Below are 21,184 nucleotides of genomic sequence, written 5' to 3' on the forward strand. Positions count from 1 at the left end.
CTCGGAAACGTGTAAACCTCACAAAAAGGGGAGAAATGAGAATGAACACAACCGTTTTGGCGCTGCAGGAGGAGCAGGTGCTTGTCGCGGTCGGCAAGTCCGGCGCACAGCCTTCCGTGCAGGCGCTTTACAGTGCTCCCGCACACGGCGGCGGCATGGAAAACTGGGAGAAGGCGATAGGCGCACTCTGGCAGCAGCACAGGCTGCCGACCCGCGGCATCACGCTCGTCCTGCCGGATGAGGCGGTTGCCACCAAGACTATCACCGCGCCGAGCATGCCGGAAAACAAGCTGGAGGAGCTTGTGCGGCACGAAATGCGTCCGCGGGAGGATCAGCTTGTGGCGGCGGACTATGTGCCGCTCGGCACAGATGCCGAAGGCCGTCAGCAGCTGTTCTGCGCTGCCTGCCGCAAGGAAACGATGGAGGAATACCTTGCAATGACCGATCGGCTCGGTCTGCACCTGGAAAACGTTACCGTTACCATGGCAGGACGGCTCAAGCTCCTGCATGCCATGCAGCCCATGCAGGGCAAGACCTGTATCTGGCTGTGCTTTGAGGGCAGCAGCGTGCTTTCGCTGCTGGTCGAGAACGGAGAGTACCGTTATTCCAGCCGCAACCGTATTTTCAGTGAGCCGGGCACGGTGGATTTCGGCACCGAGATGACGAGGGATGTCTCCGGTACGATGCAGTTCCACACGGCAAGCCGCTCGGGCGGCACGCTGACCGATGTGTATTACGCCGGCTGCTCGGATGATGATTTCGAGGTGTGTCTGGCGGGTATCCGCGGTCTGGGTCTGGAAGTGAGCCGTCTGCCCGAATGCCGTGTGTTCCGCGCCCTGCCGAACGGCGAGCGGCTGAACGACTGGCTCGGCTGTGCCGAGGCTTTGATTCGCGTGCTTCGTGCAAACAAGGAGCTGGATCTGCTCCGCAGCTATCGGCGTTTGTCCCGCGGCAGCAAAAAGCAGACCGGCCTGCTGCACAGCTTCTACACACCGATTGCGGTGTGTCTGGTGGTGTGCGCCGCGGTCTGGTGTGTGTTCCTGCGGATGAACAGCAGCCTGAGCCACAGAACCGACGACATCAATGACTGGCTGAACGATCCGACTGTGATCGAGCAGTACAACGAGGCTGCCGAAAAGCAGCAGCGCAATGACAATCTGGTGCAGGGACTGCAGCAGGTACGCAATCTGACGGACGCGCTTGCCACCTATCCGCAGGTGGACAGCACCCTGATGAGCAAAATCGGCGCGGCAGGCGGCGCTCAGGTCAGCATGGTGCTGACCGGCTACGATGCGGCCACCGGCGCGCTGCAGTTTGATGCACAAAGCGGCAGCGTTATCGACATTCCGAGCTATGTGCTCAAGCTGCAGAAAACCGGCCTGTTCCGCAAGGTGGACTACACCGGCTATACCTATGAGGACGGCGTGTACGTCCTCAGCCTGAACTGTATCCTGCTGGGAGAGGAGGCAGCCGAATGAACATCGTTGTAACCGAACGTGATAAAAAGCTGCTCCGGCTGGTGGCCTGTCTGGCGATAATCGTCATTTTCGGCATGTATCTCATCCGTCCTGCGATGAAAAATCACGAAACGCTGCAGAACGAATATGACGCCGCCGAACAGAAGCAGCAGGAATATCAGACGCAGATTGCCGCACTTGCGACGATTGACGATATTATCGCGCAGAATAAAGCCGCGCTGAACACGGCAAGCGAAAAATACTACAAGGGCGATCTGGAAACCCGTCAGATGGACGATATCATCACGGGTATCGCGCTCGAGAACGGACTGTTTCCGCAGTCGCTGACGCTGACGGAAGCCGCTCCGGGTGCGGTCAGCGCGTATCTCGCCGAGCAGGAAGCTGCGCAGACGGACGGAAGTGCGGACACCTCGTCCGATGCGGAATCCGCCGATTCGACCGATGATACATCGGCAGCGCCGGTGCAGCCGGTCAACTGCGTTTACATCGGCACTGCGACTATCTCGGCGCAGGGCGCCGTAACCCAGTGGCTGAACTTCCTCGATGAGGTGGAGCACAGGTACAAGGGTCTGCGCGTGACCAATTTCAGTATTGCAGACTATGATTATGTGGCAAACAACACGCAGGCGGTCAGCACCAATCTGATCACCGGCACGCTGGAGATCTACATGTGTGTCAGCGACAAGGAGGCAGACGCATGAAAACCAATTTGCGTATCGGCGAAGTGCTGATGGAGCGCAATTATATCACGCAGGAGCAGATGGAGCAGGCGCTCGCCTACCAGAAGGAGCACCGTGAAAAGCGAGTCGGTCAGATACTGATCGAGCTGGGCTTTGTCACCGAGACGCAGGTGATCGAGGCATTGGCTGCCCGTCTGGGACTGGAAATTGTGAGCATCGGACAGATGCAGGTCGATCTGACCGCTGTCCGCATGATTCCGCGCGAGCTGGCGGAAAAGCAGAACCTGCTTGCGGTCGGCTTTGCGGACAAGAGCCTCGAGGTCGTGACGAACGATCCGCTCAACTACTTTGCCTTTGAGGAAGTGCGCCAGCTGACCGGCTGTCAGGTGGTCATCCGCCTGAGTGAAATGGGTCCGCTGCAGAGCGCGATTCGCTACTATTACGCCGAGGTCGGCGCGCAGCAGGCGGCACAGACCGCCAACGAGGACTTTGCAGAGCGTAATGTGGAGATGCTGCAGGTCGAAGAAAGCGAAAGCGGCGATCCGGAAGCGCCGATCGTCAAGCTGCTCAACAGCCTGCTCGACCGTGCAATCAGCACCGGCGCGAGCGACGTGCATATCGAGCCGTTTGAGGGCAGCACGCGCGTGCGCATGCGTATCGACGGCACGATCGTTGATTATGTAACGCTGCAGCGTAGTGTGCATCAGCCGCTGATCGCGCGAATCAAGATCATGGCGAACCTCGATATTGCCGAGCGCCGTCTGCCGCAGGACGGTCATTTCCGTATCCGTGTGAGACAGAGCGAGTACGTCAACATCCGTGTATCGCTGCTGCCGACCGTGTTCGGAGAAAAGGCGGTGCTGCGAATTTTGGCAACGGCGGGTCAGGTCGATCACGCCAGCCACTTCGGCATGGACGACGAAAGCTATGCAAGGTTCCTGCCTATGCTCAACTCACCGAACGGCATTATTTATATCACCGGTCCTACCGGCTCGGGTAAGTCCACCACACTGTACATGGTGCTCGAGTACCTGTCGCACCGGCAGGTGAATATCTCCACGGTTGAGGATCCGGTGGAGAAGAACGTGCCGAGCATCAACCAGACGCAGGTCAATCCGGTTGCCGGACTGACGTTTGAGTCCGGTCTGCGCGCACTGCTGCGTCAGGACCCGGATATCATCATGGTCGGTGAGACCCGTGACGGCGAAACCGCCGGTATTTCGGTTCGTGCCGCCATCACCGGTCACCTGGTGCTGAGTACGCTGCATACCAACGATGCGGTCTCGAGTATCGTCCGTCTGGCCGATATGGGCATCGACCACTATCTGATCGCAAACTCGCTGGTCGGTCTGGTCGCGCAGCGACTGATGCGCAAGGTGTGTCCGCACTGCGGCAGAGAGGTCGCAGTTACGCCGCAGGAGCAGGCGCTGCTCGGCAAGGATATCACGACCATCAAGCGCGGCACAGGCTGTGCGCACTGCAACGGCACCGGCTACCGTGGCCGTATTGCCGTGCATGAGATCGTCACGATCGACCGCAATATCCGCCGCATGATCAGCCGCGGCGCCGAAATCGAGGAGATCGAGGCCTACGCGCGGGAACAGCAGGGCATGCGCAGCCTGAAGGAAAAGGGTCTGGAACTGGTAAAACAGGGTGTTACTACACCGGAGGAGCTGCTCAGGATCGCATATTACGCATAATCGGAAACCGCTCTGTATCTTTTGATACAGAGCGGTTTTAACGATTATAAGCAGAATTACAGAACAAAATCTGCATAAATGAACGTACGTTTACTGTTGATTGACTCCCCAAAGCCGAAAACTTTTCCTTTACATTCTTATCTCAAGCGGGTATAATACCCATTGATGGATGGCATTCCGCAGAGCGGAAGCTATACCTTGTCACAACATGTTTTTCAAATTTTTCCGACAGTGATTTTACGTTGCGTCACACCACAGAAAGCGGGTGACAGCATGAACATTGGCATTGTTGGAGCAGGAAAAGTCGGCTTTTCCTTCGGCAGACTGCTTGCCGAAAAGGGCGTGCGGATATCCGGCTATTACAGCCGCAATTCCGACAGCGCAAGAGAAGCCGCAGAATTTACAAATTCCGGACACTATACCGACCTGGGCAAACTCATCGAAGATAGTGACGCGATTTTCATCACCGTTCCGGATAATGCGATCACCGAGGTGTATCGGCAGGTCGCAGAATTTGAAATTCAGGACAAGTATATATGTCATTGCAGCGGCGCCTGCACAGCCGAGGAAGCCTTTCCGGGTATTCACGCGCAGGGAGCCTATGCAATATCCATTCATCTGCTATTTCCGATCAGCAGCAAGTATAACTGCTGGCGGGAGCTGGCAGGTGCTTTTTTTTGCGTCGAGGGTGACGCGCAGGCGGTCGAGGTCTTTGTACCGCTGCTGCGCGGGCTAGGGCTGCAGGTGCAGACCATTTCGCCGGAGAGCAAGGCGCAGTACCACCTCAGCTGTGCACTGGCAAGCAACTTTGTCTGCGCACTTGTGCAGCGCAGCGCAGAGCTGCTGAGCGGCTGCGGATTCTCCGAAACGGACGCACTGCACGCGCTTGCGCCGCTCATGCGGAGCAATCTGGCGCATGTAATCGAGCACGGTGCCGTCTCAGCGCTGACCGGACCCATTGAGCGCGGCGACACGCAGACCGTGCAAAAGCATCTGTCGTGCCTGACGGAACGAGACGACCGGCAGCTTTACGCGCTGCTGGGACTCGAACAGGTCAAAATGGCACAGGAAAAACATCCTGAGCAGGATTACGGCACGCTTGCCGCCCTGCTGAACGGGGAAAAGGAGCAGAACGAATGAAGAACACAGTGAGTACATTTCTCTCGATGAAGCAAAACGGCGAGCGCCTCACCGAGATTACCAGCTACGATTACACGACCGCCAAGCTGGTGGAAAAAGCGGGCATCAACGCCATTCTGGTGGGTGATTCGCTCGGCATGACCATGATGGGTTATGACACGACCCTGCCGGTTACGATGGAGGACATGATCCACCACAGTGCATGCGTCGTGCGCGCGTGCGAGAACACCATGGTCATCATGGATATGCCGTTTATGAGCTATCAGGCGTCGGTTTCCGAAGCCGTGCGCAACGCAGGCCGGCTGATGAAGGAAGCGCGCGGACACGCGGTCAAGCTGGAGGGCGGCGCAGCCGTTGCCGAGCAGATTCGCGCCATTACGGATTCTGGCATTCCGGTGCAGGCACATATCGGCATGACGCCGCAGAGCGTCAACGTGTTCGGCGGCTTTAAGGTACAGGGCAAGGGCGAGGATGCGGCAAAGCGGCTGCTCGAGGATGCCTTTACCGTACAGGAGGCCGGTGCATTTTCGGTCGTGCTCGAGTGCGTACCGCCCAAGCTGGCGGCGCTCATCTCGAAAAAGCTGACCATTCCGACCATCGGTATCGGTGCGGGCGCAGGCTGTGACGGACAGGTATTGGTTTATCAGGATATGCTCGGCATGAATATGGACTTTACGCCCAAGTTCGCCAAGCAGTTCGACAATATCGGTGAGCGCATGGTGGACGCGTTCCGCGCTTACATGAACGAGGTTCAGAACGGCACGTTCCCGACCGAAAAGCAGAGCTTTGTCAAGTCCGACTGCAGCGATGAATATCTCGCCAAACTCGACGCTGAATTTTGAGAGAAACAGGAGCATATACAATGAAAATCGCAACAACCATCGCAGAAGTACGCGCACAGGTGCGCGAGTGGAAACAGCAGGGTCTGACCGTCGGTCTGGTGCCGACCATGGGCTATCTGCATGAAGGACACGCCAGTCTGGTCAAAACGTCCGTGCAGCAGTGCGACCGCACGGTAGCGTCCGTGTTCCTCAATCCGACCCAGTTCGGTCCGGGTGAGGATCTGGAGACCTATCCGCGTGATTTCGAGCACGACTGTGCGCTGCTGACCGAGTGCGGCTGTGACATGGTGTTCCATCCCGAGGTGTCCGAGATGTATCCGGACGGCTTTGCCACCTTTGTTGAGGTGCAGTCCGAAATGCCGCGTCAGCTGTGCGGCAAGACCCGTCCGATTCATTTCCGCGGCGTGTGCACGGTCGTTTCCAAGCTGTTCAACATCGTAACGCCGGATAAGGCGTTCTTCGGTCAGAAGGACGCACAGCAGCTGGCGATCATCCGCCGCATGGTGCTCGACCTGTCCATGGGCATTGAGATTGTCGGCTGCCCGATCATCCGTGAGGCGGACGGTCTGGCGAAGTCCTCGCGCAATACCTATCTGAGCGCAGAGGAGCGCAAGGCGGCGCTCGTGCTGTCGCGCGCTGTAAAGCTCGGTCAGGAGTTGGTACAGAACGGCGAGAAAAACGCGGATAAGGTCGTGGATGCCATGCGTGCGCTTATCGAGCAGGAGCCGCTCGCGCGTATTGATTACGTTTCCGCAGTGGACGGCCTGACCATGCTGCCGGTGCATGAGATCAACGGCGGTGAACTGGTCGCTATGGCGGTCTATATCGGCAAAACACGCCTGATCGACAACTTTTCGGTGGAGGGATAAGCCATGACAGTACAGATGCTCAAGGGTAAAATTCACCGTGCAACGGTCAAGCAGGCTGAGCTGAACTACGTCGGCTCGATTACCGTTGATGCCGATCTGCTGGATGCGGCCGGTATTTACGAATATGAGAAGGTTGCCATCGTGGATATTGAGAACGGAAACCGCTTTGAGACCTATACGATCGCCGGTGAGCGCGGCAGCGGCATGATCTGCCTGAACGGCGCGGCGGCGCGCTGTGTCAGCGTGGGCGATAAGGTTATTCTGATGGCGTACGCGCAGCTGACGCCGGAGGAGGTCAGGAACGGCTATGCTCCGCAGGTCGTGTTCGTGGATGAGGAAAATAAGATCGTCCGCACCACTACCTATGAGAAGCATGGTCTGCTCAAGGATATGGCGTAATGAAAAAGGAGAACCCGGGTGGGTTCTCCTTTTTCATTGGTACAGAGCTGAGGATTAGAGTGAAGAGAGGTAAGGTGAAACGCAGGCACAAGAAAATATTCGCAGGTGCCGTCTATCACAGCGACACTGTTGCGTCGCGCCTGCGGAGAGTAAACCGTATATGTAGCAGCAGGGTAGGCGAGAACTGCGTAGAGGTAGAGAAATGGGCGCACACTGTGCGCCCCTACGGAAGAAAAAATCCTTTGCCGTTTCTCTTTTCGAAGCGGTCGCCGGTCTCTGGTCTGCGCCAGACTATCAAATAAAAGGAAACTGGAGTCCCAAGAGGATAGTACTCATCTAATCCACGCACGGCGTGGGAACAAGGTTTAGTGGCCTACGGGCAAACCTTGGTGTCTATCCTTTTGGAACCCCAGCTAAGGGTTAGCACCCATTCCTTATGCGTAAGTAAGCAGATTAACCCTGAACCGACTCCATCTCCGTTGCAGAGGACTTGTCTGCGTTCTCCCGGAACAGCAGACCGAAAATGCGGCGCACCAGCGGACCGGCTGCAAAGAACTGCCACAGCAGCGCCATCGGGAAGTTCATAACGGTGGTCTGTACCCAGATTGCAAAGAACTGTGCGTTATGGCTGTCCTTGAACAGCAGGGTGGCAAAGAAGCTCATGCACGGGCACATCAGCCATACGGATGCAGCCGAGATGGCAAGCATAATGCTGGTCTGGCTGGCTTCGCGCGGGTTGACAAGACGGAATGCAACCTTCATCGCCAGCTTGCCGACAAACACCAGCTCGAGCAGAATTGCGATAACAGTCATGATCGGCCACTCGTGGAATACCGCGAGAAATACCCAGTTCTGCATGGAACCGGTGTTCAGCACGATGTTGTACGCTACCATGCCGTATACCATGACAGAAGCCATGATAATGGTGTAAATAACGTCCTGAAATTTGTTTTTTGGCATTTTGTTTTCTCCTTTTTGTGTATGTGAAATATTTTTTGATAACGAATAGAAATGTAGCTGAACGCAAAAAAATAGGACGAAGTAAACTTTCGTCTACTTCGTCCTATGGACTACTTCAACTACCATTAATTATAAATATCATACCATATTTTATGGGCGTTCGTCAAGACTAACTTCGTTCTTGACAATACTGTTCCCTGGGTGTATACTTTGTCTGTAAATAGACCCCATCCCTCGGGGGAGGGGTACAGATAGGAGATGCGATATGAAACAACGGTTTCGGGTGGGCGGCATGAGCTGCGCGGCCTGCTCCGCCCATGTGGAGAAAAGCGTTTCGGCGGTGCCGGGTGTCAGCGGCGTGCAGGTAAATCTTCTCGCTGGCAGCATGGCGGTCGAGTACGATGAAAACGCGTGCGACGCACAGACGATTATAAAGGCGGTCGAGTCTGGCGGCTACACGGCTGCGGTGGACGATGGCAGGCAGACATCGGCTCCGGCGCAAAGCCCGCAGGCGGACGAGGCGCTGAAGGAAATGAAGACCCGTATTATCGTTTCGGCGATTTTCATGCTTGTCCTGATGTACTTCTCGATGGGCGAGATGGTCGGGCTGCCGCTGCCGTCCTATGCGACAGGCATGGACGGCATGTTCCATCTGGCGCTCACGGAGCTGCTCCTCACGCTGCCGATCGTCATTATCAACCGCAAATATTATATCAATGGCTTCAAAACGCTGTTGCATCGTGCCCCAACTATGGACGCGCTCATCGCCGTTGGCTCGGGTGCGGCGCTTGTGTACGGCATTTACGCGCTGATTCAAATCGCGCTCGCGCCCACGCCTGAGGCAGCCCACAGCTTTATGCACGACCTGTATTTTGAATCCGCAGGCATGATTTTGACGCTGGTAACGCTCGGCAAGTTCTTTGAAGCGCGTGCCAAGCGCAAGACCGGCGAAGCCATTGCGGCACTGATGGACCTGCGTCCGCAGACCGCCGAGGTCATCCGTGGCGGTCAGACCATGCAGCTGCCGATTGAGCAGGTACAGGTTGGTGACCTCGTTATCGTGCGCGGCGGTCAGTCCGTGCCGGTTGACGGCGAGATCACCGAGGGCAGCGCCTATCTGGACGAAAGCGCCATCACCGGCGAGAGCATGCCGGTCGAAAAGCATGTCGGCGACACCGTAATCGGTGCAACCGTGTCCAAGAGCGGCTATGTTGTCATGAAGGCATTGCGTGTCGGTGACGATACGACTCTGAGCCAGATCATCCGTCTGGTAGAGGAGGCAGGCGCGTCCAAGGCGCCAATCGCCAAGCTGGCGGATAAGGTGGCAGGGGTATTCGTTCCGGTCGTTATGGGCATTGCGCTCGTGACAGCAATCATCTGGCTGCTGGTCGGTGAAACGCCGAGCTTTGCGCTCACACGCGCGATTTCGGTTCTGGTCATCTCGTGCCCGTGCGCACTGGGACTGGCAACGCCGGTCGCTATCATGGTCGGCACAGGTGTCGGCGCAAAGAACGGCGTGCTGTTCCAGTCGGCGGAGGCGCTTGAGAATCTGCACAATGTCCACGCGGTTATCATGGACAAGACCGGCACCGTAACCGAAGGACGTCCGGTCGTAACCGACGTAAAATCCTTCGGCGTGGAGTCGGCTGACCTGCTCTCACTGGCGCTGTCACTCGAGAGCCGCAGCGACCATCCGCTGGCGGACGCCATTGTGCGCTATGCACGCGAGAAGAACGCGCAGAAGCGTTCGGTCACTGACTTTGAGATGCTCGAGGGGCAGGGCATTCGCGCGTTTGTGGATGGTGTACCGTGCTTTGCGGGCAACCGCCGCATGCTGCTGGCTAACGGACTGGCGCTGTCCGGCTCGATGCAGAAGCTGGGCGATGAGTTCGCCGCGGCAGGCAAAACGCCGCTGTTCTTTGCGGCAAACCGCCAGATTGTCGGTATTTTTGCGGTCGCTGATGTGCTCAAGCCGACCAGTAAGGCGGCAGTCGAAGCACTGCGCAGTATGCACATTGACGTAACGCTGCTCACCGGCGACAACCAGAAAACCGCGCAGTCCATCGCGTCCGAGTTGGGCGTGACCGATGTGATCGCTGAGGTGCTCCCGCAGGACAAGGAGCGCATCGTGCGCGAAAAGCAGGGCAAGGATCGCAAGGTTGCCATGATCGGTGACGGCATCAACGATGCACCGGCGCTTGCGCGTGCCGATGTCGGCATTGCGATTGGTGCAGGCACGGACGTGGCTATCTCGTCTGCGGACGTTGTGCTGATGAAGAGCGACCTGATGGACGCGGTGGACGCCATCCGGCTGTCGCGCCGGACTATGCGCAACATTCGCCAGAACCTGTTCTGGGCGTTCTTCTACAACTGCATCGGCATTCCGATTGCGGCGGGTCTGCTGTGGGTACCGTTTGGCATCAAGCTCAGTCCGATGATCGGCGCGGCGGCAATGAGCCTTTCGTCCGTCTGCGTGGTATCCAACGCGCTGCGCCTGCGCTTTTTCAGCGCAACACCGAGAAAAACGGCGGGGACGCCTGCTGTTTTGCCCATAAGCGGCGAAAAGCCGCTTACGGCACATAAAAAGGAGGAAAATGTTATGGAAAAGACAATCAAGGTTGATGGCATGATGTGTCAGCACTGCGTGGCACATGTCAAAAAGGCACTCGAGGGTGCAGCAGCCGGCTGTGATGTTGCGGTCGATCTGGATGCAGGCAAGGCAGTCGTTTCGGGCAAAACGCTGCCGGAGGATGCCGTTCTGACCGCAGCCGTCACCGAGGCGGGCTATGAGGTGGTTGACATCAAATGATGGCAGATCGTAAAAAGGTCGAGCCGCTGCTCAAAACCGCGCGCGGGCAGATCGACGGCGTGCTCAAAATGATTGAGGACAACCGCTACTGCATGGATATTATGATGCAGCTGCAGGCGGTGGAATCGCTGGTGCATAAGGCGCAGAGAGAGGTTCTTCGCGGACATCTTTCCGGCTGTGTGCAGGATGCGTTTGAGACCGGAGATCAGAACGAGCGTGAGCAGAAGATCGCAGAGATCATCAAGCTGCTGGATAAAGCGTAAACGGAAGGACGTGCCAAAAGGCACGTCCTTTTTGTTTGAAAATTGAAGATTTGTGCAGTTTCCGCAATCAGAAACTGCGGTATGATCGAAATCGGTGCCGACACGGTTATCAAGAACAACGGTAGCAAAACTCAGTATGGCGGCGGTATCCGCAATTACGGTGAAATTACTGTTTCTGCTGGTGCACAGCTGTATAACAACCATGCACTGATTGCTGGCGATGATATTTACAACGGTACCTATAAGTATAAAACTTACACTTGCGATGGCCGCATCACTTTTGCACCTGTCGGCAAGGACTGGGTACTGGACGACTGCAACGACCCGATCGTAGGCTGGTATCACGACGGCAAGGAAAAGCTGACGGACAATGCATACAAGCGCTGGAACGGTGATGGTGAAGGCGATGCCTACTACGCTGACGAATATACGGTTAGCGAAGAGGCTGTTTCCGAAACGCTGGCTCTCAAGGCTGCACACGGTCAGCTCTGCAGCGTAACCTACGAAGTAACCGGCGACATTCCGTCTGATGCAGGCGCAGTTCCGGCGGCAGCCAAGGTGAAGAAGGGCGGCAGCTACACCGTCGCACCGGTACAGACCACCTCGCAGAGCCGCTACACGTTCAGCGGCTGGCGGATCAACGGTAGTGGTGATGTTGTAACCGAGATCAAGGACATTCAGCAGGATGTCAAGCTGATCGGCGTATGGACCCGCAGATCGTCCGGCGGTGGCGGCGGCAGCAGCAAGCCGACCGTTGATATTCCGGATGATGTACCGACCTCGGCGCACCCTGTGGGGCAGATTGTACTAATTGTTAGATTCGCAGGTGTTGTCCATCGCCACCAGACTGACGAGTTGTGCAGCACTGTTATCACCCAGGGCCTCTCTCTTGCTCTTCGGCGATTCACCTCGTGTCGCGCTTGCGGTATCGCCTTAACCGTATGTGTAGCAGTACGCTGTCTGTGAACTGCGAATATTTTACGAAAGATACGGTAGAGTAACCCGGCTGCCGTTCCCCATTTCGGAGCGGTCGCCGGTCTCTGGTCTGCGTCAGACTATCCAAGGGAAAGGGATGAAAATCAGAGGGTGGAAACCGTAGGTGTCTACCCTCTTGTGCCCCTGCCGGGTAGGCAAATCCCCGCTGAATCTCAGCGAAAAACATCCCGTCCGTTAGGGACGAACACGCTTACGCAGTTCGAGTACTCCGCTCAGCCGGTGCTGAAAAAGCTACCGCTCGGACAGGGCGTAGCGCATACGCGCCTCGTGTGCCAAGCAAAACCGGTGTCGGGAATGGTCTCTGCTAAAGATTAAAATAAAGATTAAAAGAAAAAGCACTTACTTTCGTAAGTGCTTGATGGTGGAAGTTACAGGGCTCGAACCTGTGACCCTCTGCTTGTAAGGCAGATGCTCTCCCAGCTGAGCTAAACTTCCATTTTGGTGACCCAGCGGGGATTCGAACCCCGGACACCCTGCTTAAAAGGCAGGTGCTCTGCCGACTGAGCTACTGGGTCAGGTCAAAAAAGTTTTGCGCTGAGTATGAAATTGAGTCGCATGCCGTAATGGCAGGGACGGCTGGATTCGCTTTTGCTGCGGCAAAAGCCACGGCGGTTACAATATGCCACCGGCATATTGCCAAGAGCCGCCTTTCGAATCCAAGGATTCAAAATCTGCCATAATGGCAGGGACGGCTGGATTCGAACCAGCGAATGTCGGCGTCAAAGGCCGATGCCTTACCGCTTGGCGACGCCCCCGTATTCGTTTGCTCGAAACAGCGTTACCCTAAAGATAACGCGCTGCGTTCGCAGCGCGTCACAGGGTTATATGGGGTGGGTAAAGGGACTCGAACCCTCGACCCTCGGAACCACAATCCGATGCTCTAACCAACTGAGCTATACCCACCATATAAAGTTTGCAGCCGACGGAAATGGCACGCCAGGAGGGATTCGAACCCCCGGCCTACTGCTTAGAAGGCAGTTGCTCTATCCGGCTGAGCTACTGGCGCATATCAATTCCGACAAACCCATTCGAAGAAAATGGAGCGGGTGATGGGAATCGAACCCACGTGTTCAGCTTGGAAGGCTGACATTCTACCATTGAACTACACCCGCGGGTCTTTCTGACGCTCATTTAGTATATCAATAAAACCCTATAATGTCAACATCTTTTTTAAAAATTTTTTTAAAAACTTTTTTCGGCCAGATTTGCAAAGAACATCAAAAGGGCAGACGGTCATGCTATACTGTAATCAAAGGAGGGAGAGAGCATGAAAGCAACGATCTTACTGGCCGAGGATGAGCAGGCCATGCGGGAGGTGCTGACCGACTACTTCACCGCAAAGAGCGGCGGCGATTTCACGGTTGTGTCTGCGCCGGACGGCGACACGGCGCTGCACTTCATCGAAACCCGGCGGTTCGACCTGCTGCTGCTCGACATCATGCTGCCGGGCACGGACGGCTTCGCGCTGTGCCGCGTAGCACGGCAGCAGGGAGACGCGCCCATTCTGTTCGTCACGGCGCGCGAGGACGAGCAGGACAAGCTGCACGGCTACGGCCTCGGTGCGGACGATTATGTGGTCAAGCCGTTTTCGCTGGCGGTGTTGTACGCCAAGGCACTGGCGCTCCTGCGGCGAGCGCGGGGCCTCAATGCCGGGAATACGTTGACAGCGGGTACCCTGTCACTCGACCCGGAACGGGGGATTGTCACAGCGGACGGCAGGCGCATCGACCTGCCGCCCAAGGAATTTGCTTTGCTGCGGGCGCTGATGGAGCGCAAAAACCGCGTGCTGACGCGTGACGAGCTGTTGAACCTTGCGTGGGGCTGGGATTTTGACGGCACGGACCGGGTAATCGACGGGCACATCAAAAAGCTGCGCCGAGCACTCGGTCCGCATGCGGACTGCATCAAAACCGTGGTGAAGCGCGGCTACAAGCTGGAGGTGGACGGAGATGAAAACCAAGCCTAAGAATTTCGGAAATTTCTTTGTTCGAGTGGGCGCAGGCTTCCTCGCGTTCTGGCTGCTGTCGATGGGCGCGTTCTCACTCCTGCTGGGACAGCAGCGCGCGGAGCTGATGGCGGCGGATATTAAGGATTCTGCGGATTGGTATACCGGCGATTATGCAAGGTATATGCTGGATTCCAAGGAGCATGAAGAAAATGATCCGGCGGAACTGCGCAGGATGTTGAAGGAGCAATCCTATCGGAGAAATTCGTCTGACGCACTGATGATAGTGACGGCCATTACCGACCAGGGCGGAAATATACTGCAGAGCGACCGTTGGTGGCTGATCCTGACAGATGATACGGATATCGACCACATGACAGATAAGGAATACTTGGTGGATATGAGTGACCAGCCGCAGAATGTTCTCGAAGCAATCTACATTGGCAGCGGTGTAGTCGATCAAGAGTCGCTGCCATACGATATGCGTTTTGAAGCATGGGTAGATGGCGATGAAGCCTACTTGAAGTCGGTAACCGTGCGTCCGTATGAAGAAGTAAATGGCGAATTAAAGCTGACCGACGAAGTGAATACGGTCGAGTGCGCGTATGATGCGGACAAGATGAGCGATCTGCCGCTGAAAAAACTGGTATTACACCGCATGTCCTTTCCCGGCCATCCGGGAGTGAGCCTGACTGCAAAGCAAGTGGCAGCCGATATGACTTCTCCGAAACGAAAAGAAATGCGTGCCTGGGTGGAGAACCCGAGCGAAGCAGGCAGTGCTGCACCGGTCGTGCGTCCGTGGCTGGTGCGCCAGTATCAGCGGACAATGAAATACTGCGACTATGTCGATGGCGGCTATGTCATGATGTCGTTTGCCGCGGAAGGCTGCCCACTGAAAGCGTGCCTGCCGATTTTGGTGCCTGCAGGCGTGCTCAGCTTGATTCTGGCGATACTGTGTGCCATTATCCTCTCCTGCGCCTTACTGCGCGTCTGGCGCAAACAGGAGCGCATAGAGCGGGTACGCCGTGAAACGACAGCCGCGCTCGCGCACGAGCTGAAAACGCCGCTCTCCGTGCTCAGCGCCACCGCCGAGCTGCTCGGTGACAACCTTGCACCAGAAAAGCAGGCGCACTATCTGGGTGTCATTCAGCAGCAGGCGCAGCGGATGGACGGCAGTGTGCGGCACATGCTTGAACTGTCGAGACTGGAGACCGGCGCAAAGGCGCTGCGGCGAACCGCGTTCTCTCTGGCAGAATTGGCGCAGGAGCGCCTGCAGGCAGCTCTGCCGACCGATTCCACCATCCGCACCGAATTTGCAGCACAGGACAAATTTGAGGTCAATGCAGACAGGGCACTGCTTGCGCGGGCACTGGACGCACTGCTCGAGAACGCCGTGCAGCACACGCCGGAGGGCGGCTGCATTATGGTGTACCTCGCAGACGGTGTGCTCTCGGTGACAAACACCGGCGATGCCATTCCGGCGGATGCGCTGCCGCGGCTGTGGGAGGCGTATTATCAGGCCGATCCGTCGCGCAGCGCAAAAGGCGACGGATTGGGACTGTCGATTGCGAAAACCGTGTTCGATCTGCATGGATACGCCTGCGGAGCGGAGAATACCGAAATCGGACCGAAGTTCTGGTTCCAATTTGCAGATAAATAGCAAAAACCGCTCGAAAGAGCGGTTTTTGCTTTATTAAATAACTTTTTCAAATACCATGGTTGCCTGAATGCGGTCGCCGCCCATCAGACCCTTGCTGCCGCCGTTCGATGTAGTAATCGTGTGCAGGCGATAACCCTTTTGCGCTTGATGGTTAATCGCTTCTTCCAGTTCGGTCAGGTTGCCGGAACCGGTGCCGAGAAATTTTTCCTTCAAAGTAACCTGCAGAACAACGTAATGATAGTCTTTGCCGGATGCGGTGGAGAAAGTCGAGGAATCGCTGAAATCCATAAATAACACCTCCAGTAATTTACACGATTATACCGTATTCGACAGGAATTGTCAATCTGCGTGCAAAAGAAAACCGCCTGTTCAGGCGGTTTTCGCGTGTTAGATGGTATCCAGTTTTACCTTGCCGTCCACAGCGGACAGGTGAGCGCCCATCAGCGGCTTATCACCGGCGACGATGGCGGTGGCCAGCGGATTCTCAATCTCCTTCTCAATCAGGCGGCGCAGATTGCGGGCGCCGTACTTGACCGAGTAGGACTTCTCGGTGAGCAGACCGAGCAGGCTGTCGTCCCACGTCAGGCGGATATCCTTGTCTGCGAGCGTGGTGCGCAGCTCACCGAGCATGATCTCTGCGATATGGCGGAAGTTATCCTCGGACAGCTGGTTGAACGCGATAATCTCGTCAATGCGGTTGAGAAACTCCGGACGCATGATTTCTTCAAGAGCCTTCATCACGCGGTCCTTGCTCATCTGAGACACGGTGCGGCCGAAGCCTGCAGGCGTGTTATTGGACTGCGAACCGGCGTTCGAGGTCATAACGATGACCGTGTTCTCGAAGCTGACAACGCGGCCCTGCGCGTCGGTCAGACGGCCGTCATCCAGAATCTGCAGCAGAGAATTGAGCACATCTGGATGCGCCTTCTCGATCTCGTCGAACAGAACGACAGAGTACGGACGGCGGCGGATCTTCTCGGTCAGCTGACCGGCTTCATCGTAGCCGACGTATCCCGGAGGGGAACCGATCAGGCGGGAAACTGTGTGCTTTTCCATATATTCGGACATATCGAGACGCACGAGTGCATCCGGCGAGTCGAACAGGTCGAGAGCAAGCTGCTTGACCAGCTCGGTCTTGCCGACGCCGGTCGGGCCGACAAACAGGAAGGATGCCGGCTTGCGCTTGGGGCTGATGCCCGCGCGGTTGCGGCGGATGGACGCGCAGACCGCGTCTACGGCTTCGTCCTGACCGATAACGTGCGATTTCAGGCGGGATTCCATATCGCGCAGGCGTGCGGACTCCTGCGCCGCTACCTTGGATGCCGGAATGCCGGTCCAGATTTCGATCACCTCAGCCAGGAGCTGTTCGTCAACCTGCGGTGCAGGCTTGGTCAGCAGCTCATGCAGCTGTGCCTCCGCCTGCAGAATGCGGCTGCGGCAGGTGGCGATCTTGGCGTAGGTCTCCTCCTCCTCGGCGCGGGCAGAGGACTGGGTCAGTTCGTCAAGCTGTGCCTGCAGGCGCTCAAGCTCGTTCTGCAGCTCGGGAATCTCGGACAGCTGCGGAGAATCCAGATTGAGGCGCGAGCAGGCTTCGTCGATCAGGTCGATGGCCTTATCCGGCAGAAAACGGTCGGTGATATAGCGTTCGCTCATCTCAGCGGCACGGCGGCACATCTCATCGGAAACAGTAACGCCGTGGAAGGTTTCGTAGTACGAGCGGATGCCCTTCAAAATCTCGGTGGTCTCGGAAACAGACGGCTCACCGATGTAGACCGGCTGGAAACGGCGCTCGAGCGCAGCGTCCTTCTCGATATACTTGCGGTACTCCTTGAGCGTAGTCGCGCCGATGACCTGAATGTCACCGCGGGCGAGGGCAGGCTTGAGGATGTTTGCGGCGTTCATCGAGCCTTCGGAATCGCCGGTGCCGACAATGTTGTGCACCTCGTCGATGACAAGGATGATGTTGCCGATACGCTTTACTTCGTCGATCAGGCCCTTCATGCGGCTCTCAAACTGGCCGCGGAACTGCGTGCCCGCCACGAGAGCGGTCAGGTCGAGCAGATGGACCTCCTTATTGCGCATCTTGAACGGAATGCGGCCCTCGTTGATGCGGACTGCCAGACCCTCGGCAACGGCCGTCTTGCCGACACCGGGTTCGCCGATCAGGCACGGGTTGTTCTTCTGGCGGCGGTTCAAAATCTGAATGACGCGGTCGGTCTCGCGGTCGCGGCCCACGATGTGGTCAATGCGGCCTTCTGCGGCCTTTTGGGTCAGGTTCTCGCAGTAATTATTCAGATATTTACGCTTTTTGTCCTCCTTGCGGGAAGAACGGGTACGGGTCTCCTCCTGAGAGCCGCCTGCGGGCTGTCCCGGCAGAGTGCCGGCAGCAACCGGGTCGGTCTCGTGGGGTGCGTCGTCGTCCGTGCCGTCCGAACCGGCGGGAACCAGGTCGTTCAGGTCGGACAGGGAGCCGATCTCACCGGAGAGCGCTTCGAGGTCGTCCTCGGTGATACCCATTTGCTCCATGATGTTGTCGAGCGGCTTGACACCCAGTTCGCGTGCGCACTTGAGGCACAGACCCTCCTGGGTGGTCTTATCCGGTCCCTCGATTTTGGTGATGAACACCACCGCGATGTTTTTCTTGCACCGCGAGCACATTGGCATATTCATAGGTTAAACTCCTTTAGGGAATGGAAAATTGAAAAATGGAAAATGGAGAATTAAGGTGTTCTCCATTAAATGGCGATAGGTAAAACGTCCACCAGCTGTTTGAGCAGCAGCGTATGCTTGACGCGCTCCGGCGAGAGATAGCCGAGCGATGTGTAGGTGATCGGGAACAGCCACTGCAGCACGATCAGCAGGATGCAGACGAATGCGACGCCGGTTACAAAGCCGATGAGTGCGCCGCCTGCAGAATCGAGTGCGCTGAGCGGAGTACGCCGAACAATGAGCTTGAGGCTGCGGCCGAAAATCCAGATGAGCCGTCCGAACAGCACGCTGAACAGCACTACCAGCATGGAGAACGCGATGCTCTCCGACATGCCGACAGCCGCTTCGGTAACGGTCTGCCGCAGACCGTCCAGTACGCCTTCGGCGGTCTTGAGCGCGGCCTGTTTTTCAAACAGCTGACCGACTGCCGGCACGACCACCCACTGCGCGATATACGGCGCGGTGTACTTGGCGGCGGCAACGGACGCGGCGATCATGCCGATGCGGCCAATCACGCCGTACAGCGCACCGACCAGTCCCCGACGGGCACCGAGCCAGACGTTGGTCAGCAGCACGGCAATGAGGATCAGGTCAGGCGCGTTGAGCAGCTGCGCCGCTGTGGAAATAATATCGTTGATATCAGTTATCTGCATACACTTCCTCGGATCGTTCGGAATGCGCGGTAAAGATACGCGCGTTGCGGTTGTAGAGCAGGAAAACCGTACCGTCATCGGTCATGAGCACACGGCGTGCGCCGACAGCGTCATCATTGTGCCACTGCGGCTCGGCAGAGGTGTTGTAGACCGTAACACCGGACGCGGACAGCACCGCCGTACCGGCGTTGGAGACAGCAAGCGCCGTCGGCTCCTCGGTCAGTGCGAACGGGCCGTGCAGGCTGCCGTTGCGGACGGTATAGAGATCGCTGCGTGCATCGTTCAGGTAGGAGCGTACAGCGACAGCCATCGTACTGCCCTGAGACGCAGTGGCGATCAGATCCTGCGAGCTGAGCTCGAGCAGCACATCGACCGTGCCTCTGCGGGTGACATGATACAGGCCGGTGTCGCACAGCGCGATCGCGGCGTTGTTCTCGGAATAAGTGAGCGTTACACCGAGCGCGTCAGTCAGTGCGGTGTCCGAAACCTGCTTGCCGGAGGACACATCAAAGAACAGCACATGGGATTCGAGCGTTACGCCGTTCTGCCGGAAGGCGAGAATGCCGAGCGTATTGCAGTCCGGCGAGAGCACGGCGGATACAATATAGTATTCCGAAGCACGGTATTTGAAAACCTCTTTTCCTGCGGTGTCGTAAACGGCAGCGGCGGTACGGTAGCCGTGCTCGTTGGTAGTGAGCACGAAACGACCGCTGCGGCCGATTGAACCGTTCAGGATGGTGGATTCCAGCTTCAGCTCCGCGACAGCGCCTGCCGAGCCGACCAGTGCGGCTTTGACGCCGCCGCGGTCGTACACGAGCACATAATTCGTGCTGCTTTCCACCGCGGGATCGGAGTAGCCGAGCGAATAGCGCAGCGTGGTCATGCTGCCCGCACGGGACAGGAACAGCGCGTCACTGTCCGCGTACGCCAGACCGGATTCAAACAGCGCACCGTCGCTGAAGGTCTCGTTTTCGTAGTTGATGGTGGTGATATCGCCGTCATGCGAGCGAATACCGGCCGCAATATAGCTGCCGAGTGTGCGCAGCGAGGTCGGCGTAAAAATACGGTAGTTGGCGATCAGGAACATGGCTGTTCCCAGCACCAGAGCCCAGCCGCAGAGCATGCGGAGCAGGGCGGTCATGCGGATACGCGCGTCCTTGCTGTCGAGCAGGCGCTGACGGCGCTCCCGCCTGGAGAGCGGAAAGCGGATGATATTCTGCTTTGGGTTTTGTTCGCTCATGAAATCCCGCCTCCTTATTGTAGCGTGTTTGATGGGTGAAAATGTGAATAAAACTTGAAATCTGTCAGTCTGACAGGCGGAATCTGTCCAGTTCGGGCGTATCGTCGTACCACAGGCGGTTCATGAACAGACCGCAGGCAGGCAGGGTCGGTCCGGCCTGCTCTCTGTCGCAGGCGAGCAGTACGTCGCGCACCTGCTCGGGCGCCAGCTTGCCGCCGCCGACATACGTCAGCGTGCCCGCAATCGCGCGGACCATGTTGTACAGGAAGCCGTCGCCGCAGACGCGGATGCGGATGAGGTCATCCACCGGCTCCACCTCGCACCAGAAAATGGTACGAACCGTGCTCTTGACCGGTGTGCCCTGACTTCTCACGGATGCAAAGTCCTGCTTGCCGACAAAATACTGTGCGCCTTCCTGCATTTTTGTAATATCCAGCGGATAATTGTACCGATATGCGTACCGCGCGTGGAACGGGTCCCGCAGGGTGGAAGGAAACAGATAATAGGCGTATTCCTTTTTGGTGCAGTTGAAGCGCGCATCGAAGTCCTCGGGAACCTCGACTGCGCCGGAAACCGCAATGTCCTCGGGCAGAAAGCTGTTGAGCGCATACGGCAGACGGTCCATCGGGATCGTGCAGTCTGCGTGGAAGTTTGCCACATACCGGCGGGCATGAACGCCGGAATCCGTGCGTCCGACACCGGAAACATGAACTTTTTGCTTCAGCAGATGAAAAATCGCGTCCTCCATGCTCTCCTGAATCGAAGGACCGTTTTTCTGAATCTGCCAGCCGTTAAAATTTGTGCCGTCATAAGATAAAACTAATGCAATATTCTTCATAGC

19 protein-coding genes and 6 tRNA genes are annotated in these 21,184 nt (G+C 57.0%); 13 read left to right on the plus strand and 12 right to left on the minus strand.

Annotation, left to right across the window (positions count from 1 at the left end; translation table 11 throughout):
* Window positions 1–41: 41 nt before the first annotated feature.
* The 8 genes from pilM (at window position 42) to DWZ82_RS15450 (ending at window position 7,410) form a co-directional block, all read left to right on the plus strand.
* A complete protein-coding gene (gene pilM, locus DWZ82_RS01085; RefSeq protein ID WP_118478166.1) occupies window positions 42–1,478 on the plus strand; it encodes a type IV pilus biogenesis protein PilM in 1,437 nt (478 codons plus the stop codon).
* The gene (locus DWZ82_RS01090; RefSeq protein ID WP_118478168.1) at window positions 1,475–2,179 is read left to right on the plus strand and encodes a hypothetical protein; all 705 of its coding nucleotides are present in this window, start codon (window positions 1,475–1,477) and stop codon (window positions 2,177–2,179) included. Before pilM ends, DWZ82_RS01090 begins: the two co-directional genes overlap by 4 nt.
* Complete coding sequence (locus DWZ82_RS01095) at window positions 2,176–3,858, plus strand: GspE/PulE family protein (protein WP_116704702.1); 1,683 nt, start codon at window positions 2,176–2,178, stop codon at window positions 3,856–3,858. Before DWZ82_RS01090 ends, DWZ82_RS01095 begins: the two co-directional genes overlap by 4 nt.
* A gap of 273 nt (window positions 3,859–4,131) precedes the next feature.
* Window positions 4,132–4,998 (plus strand): Rossmann-like and DUF2520 domain-containing protein, encoded by an 867-nt coding sequence (locus DWZ82_RS01100; RefSeq protein WP_158575047.1) that lies wholly within the window; start codon window positions 4,132–4,134, stop codon window positions 4,996–4,998.
* A complete protein-coding gene (panB, locus tag DWZ82_RS01105; RefSeq protein ID WP_118284685.1) occupies window positions 4,995–5,840 on the plus strand; it encodes a 3-methyl-2-oxobutanoate hydroxymethyltransferase in 846 nt (281 codons plus the stop codon). The genes DWZ82_RS01100 and panB overlap by 4 nt, the downstream gene beginning before the upstream one ends.
* A 20-nt stretch (window positions 5,841–5,860) precedes the next feature.
* Entirely contained in the window at window positions 5,861–6,709 is an 849-nt protein-coding gene (gene panC / locus DWZ82_RS01110) for a pantoate--beta-alanine ligase (RefSeq protein ID WP_118284686.1), read from the plus strand.
* Between the two features lie 3 nt (window positions 6,710–6,712).
* Window positions 6,713–7,108 (plus strand): aspartate 1-decarboxylase, encoded by a 396-nt coding sequence (panD, locus tag DWZ82_RS01115; protein ID WP_110435293.1) that lies wholly within the window; start codon window positions 6,713–6,715, stop codon window positions 7,106–7,108.
* Window positions 7,108–7,410 (plus strand): hypothetical protein, encoded by a 303-nt coding sequence (locus DWZ82_RS15450; protein ID WP_118478172.1) that lies wholly within the window; start codon window positions 7,108–7,110, stop codon window positions 7,408–7,410. Before panD ends, DWZ82_RS15450 begins: the two co-directional genes overlap by 1 nt.
* 151 nt (window positions 7,411–7,561) lie before the next feature.
* Here the strand turns inward: DWZ82_RS15450 and DWZ82_RS01125 are convergent, their stop codons facing one another.
* Window positions 7,562–8,068 carry a DUF2798 domain-containing protein gene (locus DWZ82_RS01125; RefSeq protein ID WP_118359871.1) on the minus strand — a complete coding sequence of 169 codons (507 nt, stop codon included), beginning with the start codon at window positions 8,066–8,068 and terminating at the stop codon, window positions 7,562–7,564.
* A 265-nt stretch (window positions 8,069–8,333) separates the two neighbouring features.
* Between DWZ82_RS01125 and DWZ82_RS01130 the strand changes: the two genes are divergently transcribed.
* The 3 genes from DWZ82_RS01130 to DWZ82_RS01140 all read left to right on the plus strand — a co-directional run bounded on the left by DWZ82_RS01130 (window position 8,334) and on the right by DWZ82_RS01140 (window position 12,106).
* On the plus strand, window positions 8,334–10,877 hold the full coding sequence (locus tag DWZ82_RS01130; protein ID WP_118478174.1) for a heavy metal translocating P-type ATPase: 2,544 nt from the start codon (window positions 8,334–8,336) through the stop codon (window positions 10,875–10,877).
* A complete protein-coding gene (locus tag DWZ82_RS01135) occupies window positions 10,874–11,140 on the plus strand; it encodes a metal-sensing transcriptional repressor (protein ID WP_118478176.1) in 267 nt (88 codons plus the stop codon). The genes DWZ82_RS01130 and DWZ82_RS01135 overlap by 4 nt, the downstream gene beginning before the upstream one ends.
* Before the next feature lie 81 nt (window positions 11,141–11,221).
* Window positions 11,222–12,106, plus strand: a complete 885-nt coding sequence (locus tag DWZ82_RS01140) for a hypothetical protein (RefSeq protein ID WP_118478178.1) — start codon at window positions 11,222–11,224, stop codon at window positions 12,104–12,106.
* 389 nt (window positions 12,107–12,495) lie between these two features.
* Here DWZ82_RS01140 and DWZ82_RS01145 read toward each other — a convergent pair.
* The 6 genes from DWZ82_RS01145 to DWZ82_RS01170 form a co-directional block, all read right to left on the minus strand.
* Window positions 12,496–12,571: transfer RNA gene (locus DWZ82_RS01145), tRNA-Val, on the minus strand.
* 4 nt (window positions 12,572–12,575) lie between these two features.
* Window positions 12,576–12,651 (minus strand) — tRNA-Lys (locus DWZ82_RS01150).
* 165 nt (window positions 12,652–12,816) lie between these two features.
* Window positions 12,817–12,891: transfer RNA gene (locus DWZ82_RS01155), tRNA-Gln, on the minus strand.
* Between the two features lie 71 nt (window positions 12,892–12,962).
* Window positions 12,963–13,039: transfer RNA gene (locus tag DWZ82_RS01160), tRNA-His, on the minus strand.
* Window positions 13,040–13,065: 26 nt separating this feature from the next.
* Window positions 13,066–13,142: transfer RNA gene (locus DWZ82_RS01165), tRNA-Arg, on the minus strand.
* A gap of 32 nt (window positions 13,143–13,174) precedes the next feature.
* Window positions 13,175–13,248, minus strand: a tRNA-Gly gene (locus DWZ82_RS01170).
* 155 nt (window positions 13,249–13,403) lie between these two features.
* On the opposite strand from DWZ82_RS01170, the gene DWZ82_RS01175 reads away from it, so the two are divergent.
* Window positions 13,404–14,102: a response regulator transcription factor gene (locus DWZ82_RS01175; protein WP_118478180.1), complete on the plus strand. Its 699-nt coding sequence runs from the start codon at window positions 13,404–13,406 to the stop codon at window positions 14,100–14,102.
* Window positions 14,086–15,741, plus strand: a complete 1,656-nt coding sequence (locus DWZ82_RS01180; protein ID WP_118478182.1) for a sensor histidine kinase — start codon at window positions 14,086–14,088, stop codon at window positions 15,739–15,741. Before DWZ82_RS01175 ends, DWZ82_RS01180 begins: the two co-directional genes overlap by 17 nt.
* A 33-nt stretch (window positions 15,742–15,774) precedes the next feature.
* On the opposite strand, the gene DWZ82_RS01185 is transcribed toward DWZ82_RS01180, so the two are convergent.
* From DWZ82_RS01185 to truA, 5 genes are all read right to left on the minus strand, one after another.
* Window positions 15,775–16,029 carry a DUF4177 domain-containing protein gene (locus DWZ82_RS01185; RefSeq protein ID WP_181967608.1) on the minus strand — a complete coding sequence of 85 codons (255 nt, stop codon included), beginning with the start codon at window positions 16,027–16,029 and terminating at the stop codon, window positions 15,775–15,777.
* 99 nt (window positions 16,030–16,128) lie between these two features.
* Window positions 16,129–18,411: an ATP-dependent Clp protease ATP-binding subunit gene (locus DWZ82_RS01190; protein WP_118478184.1), complete on the minus strand. Its 2,283-nt coding sequence runs from the start codon at window positions 18,409–18,411 to the stop codon at window positions 16,129–16,131.
* A 65-nt stretch (window positions 18,412–18,476) separates the two neighbouring features.
* Complete coding sequence (locus DWZ82_RS01195) at window positions 18,477–19,103, minus strand: CvpA family protein (RefSeq protein ID WP_158575048.1); 627 nt, start codon at window positions 19,101–19,103, stop codon at window positions 18,477–18,479.
* A complete protein-coding gene (locus DWZ82_RS01200; RefSeq protein WP_118478188.1) occupies window positions 19,090–20,343 on the minus strand; it encodes a DUF5711 family protein in 1,254 nt (417 codons plus the stop codon). Before DWZ82_RS01200 ends, DWZ82_RS01195 begins: the two co-directional genes overlap by 14 nt.
* A gap of 64 nt (window positions 20,344–20,407) precedes the next feature.
* Window positions 20,408–21,181, minus strand: coding sequence for a tRNA pseudouridine(38-40) synthase TruA (truA, locus tag DWZ82_RS01205; protein WP_117751402.1), 774 nt, complete (start codon window positions 21,179–21,181; stop codon window positions 20,408–20,410).
* Window positions 21,182–21,184: the final 3 nt, after the last annotated feature.

Origin of the sequence: Butyricicoccus sp. AF35-5AC (assembly GCF_003477715.1) — a bacterium.
GTDB classification, from domain to species: Bacteria; Bacillota; Clostridia; order Oscillospirales; family Butyricicoccaceae; genus Agathobaculum; species Agathobaculum butyriciproducens.